This is a genomic window from Roseateles sp. (assembly GCF_019237615.1).
In the GTDB taxonomy this organism is placed as follows: domain Bacteria; phylum Pseudomonadota; class Gammaproteobacteria; order Burkholderiales; family Burkholderiaceae_C; genus Pelomonas.
In genome coordinates this window covers 1-13,876 of sequence record NZ_JAFAGT010000079.1, presented here as the reverse complement: position 1 = coordinate 13,876, position 13,876 = coordinate 1, and the positions used below count along the sequence as shown (strand labels likewise).

The window sequence follows — 13,876 nt, the reverse complement described above, 5'->3', positions numbered from 1 at the left end:
CCATCGCGTCGAGTCGGGCGCGGAAGAAGTCGGGCGTGCTCAAGGTGCAAAGCCCCCAGGAATCAACTCCGCTAACAACGCTTCCTGCGGGATTCAGAGGACCGGACTTACCCTCGAACGCCAGCATTCATGCGGGTTGCAGCCGATTTGCAGGGCCGACTGATTAGTGGCAATCAGCTGAAAGAGCTGGCGGCGTTGTTCAATGCCTGCGCCGCACAAATACCGGAAGCTCCGCCAAAGCCGCGCAGATCCAGCATCAAGGCAGGGGATCAGGTCTAGGACCAAGAAAATGCTCAAGCTGGCCCATTGAAGCCCGGCTCGTGTTTGCGTTCTACAAACGAGATCTCCGCAGCTACTTTGGGACGTTTTACGAGCCAGACTGCAAGGTCACCTGGGTGGCCGTAGCGTGATGTTGGGCTGCAAACGGCGTCTGCAGGGCCGGACCGATGACAAGGTGCGGTGGTGTCGCTTCGTGCGCTGACCTAGCCTTAATCGGGATAGGGGACGACCATTGTCGGCCGAACCCCTCCCACACCACCCGGCATGCGGGTCCGCACCGGGCGGTTCGAGAGTTTGAGGTTATGAGAGCCGGGGAAGGCCCAGCCGGTCGAAGTAGCTGATGGTCAGGACCGTCTTGAGTAGACCGTCGCTGTTTCTCCACCAACACCGGCTGCTGCCAGCCACCCGCGTCGCCGCGGTTTCCGTGGCCCCGAGGGCGATGAGTTCTCGGTAGATCGTCTGAGAATTCCTCCACTGCTTGAGCTGGATGGCCCGCAGCCGGTGGCGCAGCCACTTGTCCAGCTTGCGCCAGACCTTGGGTGTTTGCGCCAACCCGAAGTACGCCTTCCAGCCCCGCAGGTAGGGACGCAGCCCCTGCACCACCTGCACCACCTGCGCCATGCTGCGTCCGCCTGAGCGGCCAGTGAGCTGCCGGATCCGTGCCTTGAAGTTGCCCAGTGCCTTGTTGGCCATCGCGCATTTCACCTCTCGGCCCTTGGCCACCCACAGCTCGTAGCCCAGGAACTTGCGCCCGAGGGCGCTGCACACGGCACTCTTGGCTTCATTGATCTGAAGTTTCAGATTGCCGTATCGCGTTCTGAGCCAGGCCATTACTCGCTCACCGGCCCTTTGGCTGCCCACATAGACGTTGGCGTCGTCGGCATAGCGCGCGAAGCAGTAGCCCCGCGCCTCCAGTGCCTTGTCCACCTCGTCGAGCAGCACGTTGGCCAGCAGCGGGCTCAGCGGCCCGCCTTGCGGCGTCCCCTGGTCTCGCTCCACCTTCACCCCGTCATCCATGATCCCGGCGTTCAGGTACGCACGGATGAGCCGCAGCACGGCTGTATCCGGGATGCGTCTCTTGAGCCGCTCCATCAGGATGTCGTGGTTGACCCGGTCAAAGAATTTGGCCAGGTCCACGTCCACCACCACGCGTTTGCCGGACTGGACATACCCCCGGGCGGCTTTCACCGCGTCGTGCGCACTCCGGCCCGGCCGGAACCCGTGGCTGTGTTCGCTGAAGGTGGGATCGATCATCGGTTGCAGCACTTGCAACAGTGCCTGCTGAATCAGTCGATCGAGCACAGACGGGATGCCGAGCTCGCGCTGGCTTCCGTCCGGCTTGGGGATCATCACCCTGCGTACCGGCATCGGCCGGTACGTCCCTGCCAGCAGCTCTTGGCGGATCTGCGGCCACTTCGTTTGCAGCAGGCGGTGGGTTTGCTCGATGTCGAGCCCGTCCACCCCCGCCGCGCCCTTGTTGGCCTTGACCCGCTTCCAAGCCGCCCACAGGTTCTCTCTCGTCAGCGCCGCTTCCAGCAGGGCACCTGTCCCCACCGTCTGCTTTGCCGACCCTGTGCCCTGGTGCTCCTGGGACGGGCCGCAGGCTTCGTCGCTGACAGGATCACGCCCGGCTTCACCGTGCGCTACGCCTGCCCGCCCGGGTTGCCCCGGCATCTGACGCATGGCCTTTGACATTCCCAGGTCCTCGGTCACTTGCTCTCGTTCGGTCCTTCGCCTCTCGCTGGTGGCCTCGGCGGCCCCGCTACCCGGCTACTACGACCTTTGCTGCCACCTCGCTCCGGCAACACCGTCGCCCTTTCAGGCGTGAGGCGAGGCTTCCTCAGGTAAGACACGCACTCCTTCACTGCACAACCGCCGGATTTACACCGCTTCGCCTTGATCACGAGAGCTTCGCGACAACATGCCCGCTCGCCCTGCTTGGCAGTGCCTTCTATCCGGCTCTTGTTCATCGGCTCGCAGCTTCGCTCCACGCTTCCTCCCCACACTCGGTCGCCCTCGTGCAGTTGCGCTTCGCTTCGTTCGCTGTGATCAACTTACGGCGGGACTTGCACCCGCGAGAGTGCGCTCATGCTGAGCGCACATGAGAAAGGGGCACCACATGGGCGCCCCTTCGGTGGGAGATCTCGCGCTCGATCAGGCGGCCAGCTCGCCCGCCAGCTCGGGATGGCTGACGATCAACCGCATGAGGCAGGCCACCGCGCCAGGCGGCGAGAAACGGCCCTGCTCCCAGTCGCGCAGCGTGGCCACCGGCGTGTCGATGCGCTCGGCGAACGCCGCCTGGGTCAGCCCCGATTTCTCCCGCGCTTGGCGCACCAGGATCTGCTCGGGAGTCGTGACGCGCCCCTCGCCGCCCTGAGCCTCCTTCAAGGCCTGGCGCAGATCGGGTAGCGCCTCGCCGGCGTCTGCCTCAATGGCTCGCGCCACCGCATCAATGTCGAACTTCTTGGTCATGTCAAACCACCTTCTTGATTTCGGCGGGGCTCATGCTGCTGCGGTCAGCCTTGGCATACACAGCCACCAGCAGCACGACCTCTTCGTCGGTCAGGTTGAAATAGATCACCCGCGCACCACCGGACTTGCCCGAGCCAGCGCGGCTCCAACGCACCTTGCGTGCCCCTTCGGCCCCCGGGATTACATCGCCGGCTGTCGGATTGGCTGCAATCCATTCGATGAACTCGACCCGTTCGGCGTCATCCCACAGCTTGCTGGCTTGCTTTTGAAGGTCGGGGTCTCGATGACTGTGCGCATGCGTTTTAATGTACGGGAATCCCGTACAAAAGGCAAGCGCCAAATAGCTTCGCTGCCAACAATTCCCGGCGCGCGGACAGGCCGGACCCGGCGATCTGACCTGCATCGCGAAGATGAACGCCTGACCACTTCATCACACTGACATGACCAGCGAAGCAATCGTCCAGATGTTCTTCAACCATCAATGGTGGTTTCACGGGACTTGCATCCTGGCCATCGCGGGCGTGCGCTGGGCCAAGATTCGCAGCTTCTTCGGCCTATTGCTGGCCTCGGCGGTTCTGTTGAGCGTCGCTTTCGGCAACGCCATGATCGTGGAAATCCTGCTCACGAACGACGATCTGCCATTCAGAACGACCATGGGGCTCAAGGCCATCGCGCTGGTCTCCAGCGTCGTCTATGGGGCAGTCGCTGCGAGCTTCATCGCCTTTGGAGCGACATACGACAAGCCCAAGGAAGCCTGACCAAACGCCCGCGTCTCCCCCCAAAAGGGGGAGACGCGGGGGATAGATCGCGCACCATCCCCCATCAATCACCCCATGGTGGGATGGCTGCCAGCAGCGGCTGGCATCGAGACTGCTTCTCAGCAAACCAGGAGCCGTCCTGTTGAACGCCACCACCCTGCACCGCGCCGCCGTCCTCCCAAATCACCTGCTGCGCGAAGTGCTGGCGGTCGTTCAACGCCAGCAACGCCGGCAGGAGCTGGAGCAGCAGAATGCTAGGCTCGAAATCCTCGATGGCCTGGACGTTCACGAAAGCACGATGGGCGAGTGGGAAGACACCATGGCGAACTGGCACATCACCACTCCGAGTCAGACGCCCTGACTGGCTGTCGCACCGCCGCGAGTGCTCCTGAGCAGGTTGCCAGCCGGAACGGTCGCGGCTTCATCCGCGATAAAAAAGTGCGGGGGGCGAACTCTGCATAGGCCTGAGCGTGCTTACACCTGAGCCCATGGGTTGATGACGGTGACGCCTGCCGCCTCGAACGGGGTGACGTCTCGGGTCGCGACAGCGAACCCGTTGGCCGCCGCGATGGCCGCGATGTAGCCATCGGCCGTAGCGACGGCCAAGCCAGCGCCGCGGGCCTTGGCCAATAGCGCCGCATAGGCCTGGGTGCAGGCCAGGTCAAAGGGCAGCACGCGGCCGGCGAACAAAGGCAGCACCCGCTTTTCCAAGTTCTCTTGAAGGCCGGCGCGCCGCTTGCCGGCCGGCAGTAGGGCAACACCCGCCCGCAGTTCCGCTACTGTGATGGCGGAAAGAAACAAGGTCTCCATCGCCTGTGCGTCGATCCACTCGATCACCCGCGGCTCGGGAGCGTGCCGGAGCGGCTCCGACATCACATTGGTGTCGAGCAAGATCATTCGAAGCTCACCGGGCGTGCAGGCGTCTTGTCGCGCACCTGCTCGAACACCGCGAATTCTTCATCGCTCAGCTTGGCCTGGCGGCCCATGTCCGCCAGCAGCGAGCCCAGCTTCACACGCCCTTTGGGGCTGACCGCGGATTCCAGGATCTCGCGCACCTCGGCCTCCATACTCTGGCCGTGCTGGGCAGCACGGACACGCAGAGCACGGTGCACCTCTTCAGAAAGGTTTCGAACTGTCAGCATGGCCATGGCGATCTCCTCGAATGCATTCGATGCATGCATTTTACCATCTCGCATTCACCCAACCCACGGACTGATGAAGACCGTCAAAGCTACTGGGCGATCAGCGCCGTGAACGGCCCGGGGGCCCGACGCAAACGTTCTCCGGGGCCACCATCAGAGCGGGCTTCAGGATTTGAGCCATCGAATCCGAATTCAGCCGCAAGCCCTCTCGGCGCCGCCACGGGGACCGGTCGACCAGATATCTTCAGCTACGCGGGACCCGCGCCGATCCGCGCGACTCTGGTGCTTCGTTGATGGGGCGCGGATGTCGTCAGCAGACTGATCCGCCACCTCCGTGGCCACCCTGGCGGCCAGCCGCGCGCGCATCCGCATCAACTTGCTGATTTGCTCCTCGAGCTCAGCCGCTTTTGCATTCTTGCTCCGCAAGCGAGCGTTCAACCCCGTGCGTGCCCGCGCCGACACGCTCTTCTTACCGACATGCACCGTGGGATGCCTAGCGATACCTCTTGCCTTGCGGCTGCGGTGGTCCACACGTTCGGTTGAGCCTCCACCAGCAAGGGCCGCATTGACCAAATGCTCCCACCGCGGTCGCAGCCAAGAAACAGAGTCCGCCATGCCGTTCCGCCGACAAGCGATCGGATCGAGCCGCTCGACCTTTTTGCCAAGCCCCCCCCGTCGATATCAACGCTACAAGCGGTGAACAATAGAGGCGCATGGTGATTTCGGTCGTCGCCATCGATCGAAGGTGCGTGCAATGCGCAGTCAACCTAAATCCGGCAGTTACCCCGTCGCCGGCAACGCGTTGAGTGGCGGTGTCGGGGCAATGGAGGGTGCGATGCGCGGATGCCGGCGCACGGCTCGGGGCCGATGTGGTTCGCTATTCCTTCATCGCAGTGGACTTGCACCACCTACTCCCCTGCCGGTCTCCCGGCGCACCACCCACCGGGTGAGTGTCACCGATCGATCGCAGACCGCATCAGCATTGGCTCTCAGCTCGATCCGGCAACCTCAACTGCCGGCTTAAGGTTCAATCCTTCGCCTGCGCCGACACCCAAACCCGTTCACGACGGGCAAGAGCGCGCGATTCGCCAACGTCAAGAAGGTCGCGGAACGCAAGCTGGCCCAGCCCGACGCGGCACCGTCGCTGAACTTCATGAAGGTGCCTCCAGGCAGCCACCTGAAGGAATACGACGGCGCGTGGCACGTGCGGATCAACGACCAGTGGCGGTTGACCTTCGAGTGGGGGGGTGAACGGCCCCTACGACGTGAAGATCGGAGACCCACATTGAACCCAGGGCGAGCAGCCCTTTCTGACACAACGGAGTGCATCATGTTCAAGAACGGAATGCGGCCGGTTCACCCCGGCGAGGTCCTCCTCGAGGACTACATCAAGCCCCTCGGCATCAGCGTGCGCGCCGTGGCGCTTGCGTTGCATGTGCCCTGCTCGCGCCTGAGCGAGATCGTGAAGGGCACGCGCGGCGTGTCGGCCGACACCGCCCTCCGCCTGGAGCGCTACTTCGGCAGCGAGGCCCAGGGCTGGCTGAACCTGCAGAGCGCCTACGACCTGCGCGTCGCGGAGAAATCAGCCGGCAAGGTCATCGCAAAGGAGATCGCACCACTGGCTCTCGCCGCCTAGCCGCGCCAATCTCCGCGACTAGAGGCTGCCTCGAAATTCAGGAACCCGGCCGCTCGTTCTGGGCGGCCAAGCGATCTGCGCGCTAAGAAACTGGGCCAAGACCGCCCGCGATACCTCAGGGGTAAAGGCCTCACAGTCCAGCCCGCCATGTGCGCGACCGACAGGCGCCAGGGGGAAGTCATGCCAAATCCCTCAAAGGATGCTGGTCCTTGGTCCAGGGGCTGACGAAGAAGGCTGCCACCTCGGCGGCGTCGATGTCGGCCACGCAGGCAGGCGACCAGCGCGGCGCGTGGTCTTTGTCGACCGCCAGCGCGCGTATGCCCTCGACGGTCTCGCTGCGCGCCGCGCCGCGCATGTGAAAGCAATGGTGCACCAGGTCGCGCTCCAGGCGCAGGTCGTCGGCCAGGCCGAGCTTTCGGCCGCGGCGCACCAGTTCCAGCGTCACCGCCATCATGGTGGGCGAGCGCGTCTGCAGCAGGGCGTGGGTCTGGTGCGCCCAGTCGTCGCCCGCCGCTGCCAGCGAGTCCAGGATGCCGGCCAGCGTGGGCTCGCCGAAATGGCGGTCGATGCGCTCGGCCGCGGCCTTGGGATCTGCGGCGGGCGCAAGGTCGGCGCGCTCCATGACGGTGGCGACCACATGCTCGGCGCTGGGCTGGGCACCATGGCGCAGTTCCTCGACGAGGGCCGGCCATTGCGCCGCCCGCACGAAGACATCGCCCAGGCCCCATTCAATGGCGTCGCCGGCAGCGATGGCCTGGCCGGTCAGCGCCAGCCATTCGCCCACATGGCCGGGGCACTGAGCCAGGAAGTAGCCGCCACCCACGTCCGGGAAGAGGCCGATGCCTGTCTCGGGCATGGCCAGCTTGGAATGCTCGCTGAGCACGCGCAGCTTGGCGCCCTGGCTGATGCCCATGCCGCCGCCCATGACGACGCCGTCCATCAGCGCGATGTAGGGTTTGGGGTAATGGTGGATCAGATGGTTGAGGCGGTATTCCTCGGTGAAGAAATCCTCCAGTGCCGGGTCGCCCGCGTGGGCCGCCTGGTGGAAGAAGCGGATGTCGCCGCCCGCGCAGAAGGCCGGCGCCTTGCCTTCGCGGCCGGCGCCCAGCACGGCGACCGCCTGGATCTGCGGCGCCGCGGCCCAGTGGCGAAGCAGCGTCGTCAGGTCCCGGATCATGGCCAGCGACAGCGCGTTCAGCGCCTGTGGCCGGTTCAGCGTGATCAGGCCGAGGCAGCCATTGACCTCGGCCAGGATCTGGCCATCGGCAGCGAGGGTCGGGATCAGGTCACTCATGCGTTCTTCAGGGAAGCGGGTTTGACGGAGGGAGGCGCCAGCGCCTCGTTGACGATCAACGCGGCGAGCACGAGGCTACCGCCGATCAGGGCCGCGCTGCCAGGGTGTTCGCCCGCAAAGGCCCAGGCCCACAGCACGCCCAGCAGGGTTTCGGCCTGGCCCAGCAGCGCGATCTCGTGGCTGGGCAGCTCGCGCGCCAGCCGCACGGCCAGCAGACAGGGCAAGGCGAGCTGGAACACGCCCAGGAAGGCCAGCAGGCCCAGGTCGTGCCCACCGGCCTGCAACGGCCAGGCCAGCGGCAGCGTGGCGGCCATGGACAGCAGCGCGCCGATGAGCACGGCGGGCAGCATGTCGGCATGCCCGCCCACCTTCTGCAGCAGGCACCAGTTGCTGGCCGCCGCGAGCGGCACGCCCAGCGCCACGGCGACACCGGTCAGAGGCCCGCCCAGCTGGCCCCCGAACATCCAGGCGATGCCGGCGCCGGCCACGACGATGGCCAGCCAGGTGCGCCCCGGAACGGGCTGGCGCAGGAAGAGCCAGGCGAACAACGCCGTGAACAGCGGCGACAGCGACATCGTGACCAGCACGTTGGCCACCGTCGTCAGCGACAGCGCCACCATGAAGGCCGTGAACATGACGGCCCAGCAGACGCCGGACGCCCACACCGCAACGCCGCGCATCGCACGCACAAGCGCCCTGCCCCGCATCAAGCCGAGGATGGCCAGCAACGCCAGCGCATTGAACGCACTGCGCCAGAACGTGATCTCGAAGCCCCGCGCCGCGTCCAGGTGCCGCGTGACGACGCCCGCCGAGCTCCACATCAGCGTGACCAGCAGCATCAGCAAAACAGCGCTTCGGTGACTCACAGCAGAGCGCCCCTTTCGGGGCGCGGGAATTCAACTGACTAAAGCCCCCTCGCGGAGAGGGCCGGGGAGCTCAACATGCCGCAGGGGCCGCGAGCGAGCTGCGTGCGCTTACGCGCGCGCTGCCCGCTTGCGCTCGTTTTCCGAGAGGAAACGCTTGCGCAGACGAACCGACTTCGGCGTGATCTCGACCAGCTCGTCGTCCTCGATGAACTCGACGCCGTACTCCAGCGTCAGCTCGATGGGCGGCGTGATCTTGATCGCGTCTTCCTTGCCGGAGACGCGGAAGTTGGTCAGCTGCTTGGTGCGCGTCGCATTGACGACGAGGTCGTTGTCGCGGCTGTGGATGCCGACGATCATGCCTTCGTAGACCGGATCGTTGGGCTTGACGAACATGCGACCGCGGTCGTCCAGCTTGCCCAGCGCGTACGTGAAGATCTCGCCGGCGTCCATGGAGATCAGCACGCCGTTCTTGCGGCTGGCGATATCACCCTTGTGCGGCTCGTAGCCGTCGAAGATGTTGCTGATCAGGCCCGATCCACGGGTCAGGTTCAGGAACTCGTTGGAGAAGCCGATCAGGCCACGCGCCGGGATGCGGTACTCCAGGCGCACGCGGCCACGGCCGTCCGGCTCCATGTTGACCAGCTCGCCCTTGCGCTCGCCCAGGGCCTGCATGACGCCACCCTGATGGGCTTCTTCCACGTCGGCCGTCACCAGCTCGATGGGCTCGTGCTTCACGCCGTCGATGTCCTTGAACACCACGCGCGGCTTGGAGACGGCCATCTCGTAGCCCTCGCGGCGCATGTTCTCCAGCAGGATGGTCAGGTGCAATTCGCCACGGCCCATCACTTCGAAGACGCCGTCTTCGTCGGTCTCGCTGACGCGCAGCGCGACGTTGCTCTGCAGTTCCTTCTGCAGGCGGTCCCAGATCTGGCGGCTGGTGACGTACTTGCCTTCGCGGCCAGCCAGCGGGCTGGTGTTGACGCAGAAGTTCATCGTCAGCGTCGGCTCATCGACCTTCAGCATGGGCAGCGGCTGCGGGTCGGTCAGGCTGGTCACGGTCACGCCGATGCCGATCTCGTCGATGCCGTTGATCAGCACGATGTCGCCGGGGCCGGCAACGTTGGTCTGCATGCGGTCCAGGCCCTGGAAGGTCAGCACCTGGTTGACGCGACCCTTGGTGGTCTTGCCGTCCACGCCTTCCATGACGGCCACGTCCATGCCCGGCTTGATGGTGCCCTGGCTGATGCGGCCCACGCCGATGCGGCCCACGAAGGTGGAGTAGTCCAGCGCCGAGATCTGCAGCTGCAGCGGCGCATTGGGGTCGCCCTTCTGCGACGGCACGTGCTTCAGGATGGTGTTGAACAGGGCCGACATGTCGGGGCCCCACTGCTCGCCCGGCGTGCCCTCTTCCAGCGAGGTCCAGCCGTTGATGCCGGAGGCGTAGACGACCGGGAAGTCCAGCTGCTCGTCGGTGGCGCCCAGCTTGTCGAACAGGTCGAAGGCGGCGTTGATGACGGCGTCGGGCTTGGCACCCGGCTTGTCGACCTTGTTGACGACGACGATGGGCTTCAGGCCCAGCGCCAGCGCCTTCTTGGTCACGAAGCGCGTCTGCGGCATCGGACCTTCCTGCGCGTCGATCAGCAGCACCACGCCGTCCACCATGGACAGCGCACGCTCCACCTCACCGCCGAAGTCCGCGTGGCCCGGGGTGTCGACGATGTTGATGTGCGTGCCTTCCCAGCTGACCGCGCAGTTCTTGGCCAGGATGGTGATGCCGCGCTCGCGTTCGATGGCATTGCTGTCCATCACGGTGTCGACCACCTTCTCGTGCTCGGCGAAGGTGCCGCTCTGGCGCAGCAGCTGGTCAACCATGGTGGTCTTGCCGTGGTCGACGTGGGCAATGATGGCAATGTTGCGGATCGGGGTGGTCATGGGAGGTGCTTCTAAAAAAACCGGTTCAGGCTGAGATCAGAGCCTGGACCTCCGGCGGGGTCAACAGGCGGTCGGCGATCAGCTCGCCAGAAGTGATGTGGGCACTGCCCAGGAAAGCCTTGGCCTCCGGGCCGTAGACGCGCACGCGCTCGGCATCGGGCACATCGACGCGGCGGCGCAGGCCGGACAGGAATCGGGTGGCATCGGCCATGTTCAGGCGCAGTTCAGGCGCGTCGGCCAGCAGCCGGTCGGGCGAGGTCAGCAGCGCGGCGCGCTGCTCGTCGGGCATGGCCTCGATGGCGCTCAGCGTGACGGCGCCGTCCAGTGTCAGCCCGCCTGAGCCGGTACGGCGCAGCGCGGCCAGCGACGCGCCCACGCCCAGCGCGGCACCGATGTCTTCGGCCAGCGTGCGGATGTAGGTGCCTTTGCTGCAGCGAACGTCGAGGGTCACGGTGCCAGCCTGCATCGCGACGATGTCGATGCTGTGAATCGTCACGCGGCGGCTCTTGCGCTCGATCTCTATGCCTTGACGGGCGTACTCGTACAGCGCCTTGCCCTCGTGCTTCAGCGCCGAGTACATGGGCGGCATCTGGTCAATCTCGCCGACGAAGGCGCGGCTGGCAGCCTCGATCTGCTCACGGGTGACGTGGTCGGCGTCAAGGCGCTCCAGAACCTCGCCTTCGGCGTCGCCGGTGGTCGTGCGTATGCCCAGGGCCAGCGTCGCCAAATAGCGTTTGTCGGCGTCCAGGCTGAGCTGGCTGAACTTGGTCGCCGCGCCAAAGCACAACGGCAGCAGCCCAGTGGCAAGCGGGTCCAGCGTGCCGGTGTGCCCGGCCTTCTCGGCGCGCAGCAGCCACTTCGCCTTCTGCAGTGCGTCGTTGCTCGACAGGCCCAGCGGCTTGTCGAGCAACAACACGCCGTGCAGCGGACGGCGTTGGATGCGGACGCGCGGCGGGCGGGCCGCGACCGTGGCCTCAGTCATTCGGCTCCCCGTCGTCCGCCGCGCGAGTCGCGTTGGCCTTGTTGATCAGGGCCGTCATCTCCGCCGCGCGCTCGGTGGTGCGGTCGAACTGGAAATGCAGCGTCGGCACCGTGTGGATCTGCAGGCGCTTGAACAGGCCGTTGCGCAGGAAGCCGGCGGCCTCGTTCAGCGCCGCCTGCGTCTCGGCGGCGTCGCCAATCAGCACCGAGAAGAACACCTTGGCGTGGGCGTAGTCGGGCGTGACCTCGACCGCGCTGATGGTCGCCATGCCGATGCGCGGGTCCTTGAGCTCGCGGATCAGCTCCGCCAGATCACGCTGGATCTGGTCGGCGACGCGGAAAGCTCGGTTGGGGATGGCGCGTTTGTGTCTCATGGCGGTTTCCTGAAATAGCAAACCCCGCCCCGAGGGGCGGGGTTAACCCTCAAGCTGGAAGATCAGAGCGTGCGGGCCACTTCCTTGATCTCGAAGAATTCAAGCTGATCACCTTCCTTGATGTCGCTGTAGTTCTTGAGCTTGATGCCGCACTCGAAGCCTTCCTTGACCTCGCGCACGTCGTCCTTCTCGCGGCGCACCGACTCGACCTCGCCCGTGTAGACGACGGTGTTGTCGCGCAGCAGGCGGAAGCGCGCGCCGCGACGCACCAGGCCGCTGGTGACCATGGAGCCGGCCACCGTGCCGATCTTGGAGGCGACGAACACGACGCGGATCTCGGCCGTACCCAGCGCTTCCTCGCGCTGCTCGGGCGCCAGCATGCCGGACATCGCCTTGGTCACATCGTCCACGGCGTCGTAGATGATGCTGTAGTAGCGCAGGTCCACCGCGTTGCCCTCGGCCAGCTTGCGCGCGCCGGCATCGGCACGCACGTTGAAGCCGATGATGACCGCCTTGGACGCGATGGCGAGGTTGATGTCGCTCTCGCTGATGCCACCAACCGCCGCGTGGACGATCTGCACCTTGACCTCGGCGTTGCTGAGCTTGAGCAGCGAGGCGGCCAGCGCTTCCTGCGAGCCCTGCACGTCGGACTTGATGATCAGCGGCAGCGTCTGCACGTCGCCGGCGCCCATCTCGCTGAACATGTTCTCCAGCTTGGCGGCCTGCTGCTTGGCCAGCTTCACGTCGCGGTACTTGCCCGAACGGAAGGTGGCCACTTCGCGGGCACGGCGCTCGTCGCCCAGCACCATGAACTCGTCACCGGCTTGCGGCACTTCGGTCAGACCCTGGATCTCGACCGGGATGGACGGGCCGGCTTCGAGCGTCGCCTTGCCGTCTTCGTCCAGCATGGCGCGCACGCGGCCGAAGGTGGAACCCGCCAGCACGACGTCGCCGCGCTTGAGCGTGCCGCTCTGCACCAGCACCGTGGCCACCGGGCCGCGGCCCTTGTCCAGCTTGGCTTCGATGACCAGGCCCTTGGCCATGGACTCGACCGGCGCCTTCAGCTCCAGCACCTCGGCCTGAAGCAGCACCTGCTCCAGCAGCTCGTCCACGCCCTGGCCGGTCTTGGACGACACGCCCACGAAGGGCGAATCGCCACCGAATTCCTCCGGCACGACTTCTTCGGCCACCAGCTCGCTCTTCACGCGCTCGGCATTGGCCTCGGGCTTGTCGATCTTGGTCATCGCGACCACGATGGGCACGCCGGCCGCCTTCGCGTGGTGGATGGCTTCCTTGGTCTGCGGCATGACGCCGTCGTCGGCCGCGCAGACCAGGATGACGATGTCCGTCGCCTTGGCGCCGCGGGCTCGCATGGCCGTGAAGGCCGCGTGACCCGGGGTGTCCAGGAAGGTGATGGTGCCGCGCGGCGTCTCGACGTGATAGGCGCCGATGTGCTGCGTGATGCCGCCGGCCTCGCCCGCGGCCACACGGCTGCGGCGGATGTAGTCCAGCAGCGAGGTCTTGCCGTGGTCGACGTGGCCCATGACGGTGACGACCGGCGCGCGCGGCAGCGCTTCGTGCTGCTGCTCGGCCGACGTGCCCTCTTCTTCCAGGAAGGCATCGGGATCGTCCAGCTTGGCGGCAAAGGCCTTGTGGCCCATTTCCTCGACCACGATCATGGCCGTTTCCTGGTCCAGCTGCTGGTTGATGGTGACCATCTGGCCCAGCTTCATCAGCTGCTTGATGACTTCGGACGCCTTCACGGCCATCTTGTGCGCCAGTTCGGCCACGGTGATGGTTTCCGGTACGTGCACGTCCTTGACGATGGCTTCGGTCGGCGCCTGGAAGTTCGATTCGCGCTCTTCCGCATGGCCGCGACGGCCACCCTTGCCGCCACTGCGCCAGCCGCCGTCACGGCCGCCGGCCGCGTTGGTCGCACCCGCGCCGCCACGGCCCTTGCCGGCCGGCGCGCCGCGCTTGTTGCGCGCGTCGTCCTGCCAGGTGGAGGAGACATTGGCCGACTTGATCGACTTCTTGTCGCCGGCAACGGCAGGCTTCTTGTCATCTTTCTTTTCCACTGCCGGCTTCTTGTCGGCAGGCTTGTGCAGCGTGCCTTCGGCCGCCTTCGGCTTGGCCGGAGCG

15 protein-coding genes are annotated in these 13,876 nt (G+C 65.8%); 3 read left to right on the top strand and 12 right to left on the bottom strand.

Annotated features, from left to right (window positions below; all coding sequences use genetic code 11):
• Window positions 1-579: 579 nt before the first annotated feature.
• From ltrA to JOY88_RS15750, 3 genes are all read right to left on the bottom strand, one after another.
• A complete protein-coding gene (gene ltrA, locus JOY88_RS15760) occupies window positions 580-1,980 on the bottom strand; it encodes a group II intron reverse transcriptase/maturase (RefSeq protein ID WP_293503581.1) in 1,401 nt (466 codons plus the stop codon).
• 453 nt (window positions 1,981-2,433) lie between these two features.
• Window positions 2,434-2,751: a helix-turn-helix domain-containing protein gene (locus JOY88_RS15755; protein ID WP_293503580.1), complete on the bottom strand. Its 318-nt coding sequence runs from the start codon at window positions 2,749-2,751 to the stop codon at window positions 2,434-2,436.
• Between the two features lies 1 nt (window position 2,752).
• On the bottom strand, window positions 2,753-3,091 hold the full coding sequence (locus tag JOY88_RS15750) for a type II toxin-antitoxin system RelE/ParE family toxin (protein ID WP_293503579.1): 339 nt from the start codon (window positions 3,089-3,091) through the stop codon (window positions 2,753-2,755).
• Window positions 3,092-3,191: 100 nt separating this feature from the next.
• Here JOY88_RS15750 and JOY88_RS15745 point away from each other — a divergent pair, with 100 nt between their 5' ends.
• Window positions 3,192-3,509: a hypothetical protein gene (locus JOY88_RS15745; RefSeq protein ID WP_293503578.1), complete on the top strand. Its 318-nt coding sequence runs from the start codon at window positions 3,192-3,194 to the stop codon at window positions 3,507-3,509.
• Window positions 3,510-3,651: 142 nt separating this feature from the next.
• On the top strand, window positions 3,652-3,870 hold the full coding sequence (locus tag JOY88_RS15740; RefSeq protein ID WP_293503577.1) for a hypothetical protein: 219 nt from the start codon (window positions 3,652-3,654) through the stop codon (window positions 3,868-3,870).
• A 113-nt stretch (window positions 3,871-3,983) separates the two neighbouring features.
• Here the strand turns inward: JOY88_RS15740 and JOY88_RS15735 are convergent, their stop codons facing one another.
• From JOY88_RS15735 to JOY88_RS23125, 3 genes are all read right to left on the bottom strand, one after another.
• Window positions 3,984-4,406, bottom strand: a complete 423-nt coding sequence (locus JOY88_RS15735) for a type II toxin-antitoxin system VapC family toxin (protein WP_293503576.1) — start codon at window positions 4,404-4,406, stop codon at window positions 3,984-3,986.
• The gene (locus JOY88_RS15730) at window positions 4,403-4,657 is read right to left on the bottom strand and encodes a FitA-like ribbon-helix-helix domain-containing protein (RefSeq protein ID WP_293503575.1); all 255 of its coding nucleotides are present in this window, start codon (window positions 4,655-4,657) and stop codon (window positions 4,403-4,405) included. The genes JOY88_RS15735 and JOY88_RS15730 overlap by 4 nt, the downstream gene beginning before the upstream one ends.
• A 186-nt stretch (window positions 4,658-4,843) precedes the next feature.
• Window positions 4,844-5,266, bottom strand: a complete 423-nt coding sequence (locus JOY88_RS23125; RefSeq protein WP_367269808.1) for a MobA/MobL family protein — start codon at window positions 5,264-5,266, stop codon at window positions 4,844-4,846.
• 715 nt (window positions 5,267-5,981) lie between these two features.
• Here JOY88_RS23125 and JOY88_RS15720 point away from each other — a divergent pair.
• Window positions 5,982-6,287, top strand: coding sequence for a HigA family addiction module antitoxin (locus JOY88_RS15720; protein ID WP_293503574.1), 306 nt, complete (start codon window positions 5,982-5,984; stop codon window positions 6,285-6,287).
• A 178-nt stretch (window positions 6,288-6,465) separates the two neighbouring features.
• Here the strand turns inward: JOY88_RS15720 and JOY88_RS15715 are convergent, their stop codons facing one another.
• The 6 genes from JOY88_RS15715 to infB all read right to left on the bottom strand — a co-directional run.
• Window positions 6,466-7,581 carry an enoyl-CoA hydratase/isomerase family protein gene (locus tag JOY88_RS15715; RefSeq protein WP_293503573.1) on the bottom strand — a complete coding sequence of 372 codons (1,116 nt, stop codon included), beginning with the start codon at window positions 7,579-7,581 and terminating at the stop codon, window positions 6,466-6,468.
• Window positions 7,578-8,447 (bottom strand): DMT family transporter, encoded by an 870-nt coding sequence (locus JOY88_RS15710; protein ID WP_293503572.1) that lies wholly within the window; start codon window positions 8,445-8,447, stop codon window positions 7,578-7,580. Before JOY88_RS15710 ends, JOY88_RS15715 begins: the two co-directional genes overlap by 4 nt.
• Before the next feature lie 108 nt (window positions 8,448-8,555).
• On the bottom strand, window positions 8,556-10,379 hold the full coding sequence (gene typA / locus JOY88_RS15705; protein ID WP_293503571.1) for a translational GTPase TypA: 1,824 nt from the start codon (window positions 10,377-10,379) through the stop codon (window positions 8,556-8,558).
• A gap of 25 nt (window positions 10,380-10,404) precedes the next feature.
• The gene (gene truB, locus JOY88_RS15700) at window positions 10,405-11,361 is read right to left on the bottom strand and encodes a tRNA pseudouridine(55) synthase TruB (protein ID WP_293503570.1); all 957 of its coding nucleotides are present in this window, start codon (window positions 11,359-11,361) and stop codon (window positions 10,405-10,407) included.
• Window positions 11,354-11,734, bottom strand: coding sequence for a 30S ribosome-binding factor RbfA (gene rbfA / locus JOY88_RS15695; protein WP_293503569.1), 381 nt, complete (start codon window positions 11,732-11,734; stop codon window positions 11,354-11,356). The genes truB and rbfA overlap by 8 nt, the downstream gene beginning before the upstream one ends.
• A 62-nt stretch (window positions 11,735-11,796) precedes the next feature.
• A partial coding sequence (gene infB / locus JOY88_RS15690) for a translation initiation factor IF-2 (RefSeq protein WP_293503568.1) occupies window positions 11,797-13,876 on the bottom strand: 2,080 nt, incomplete at its 5' end.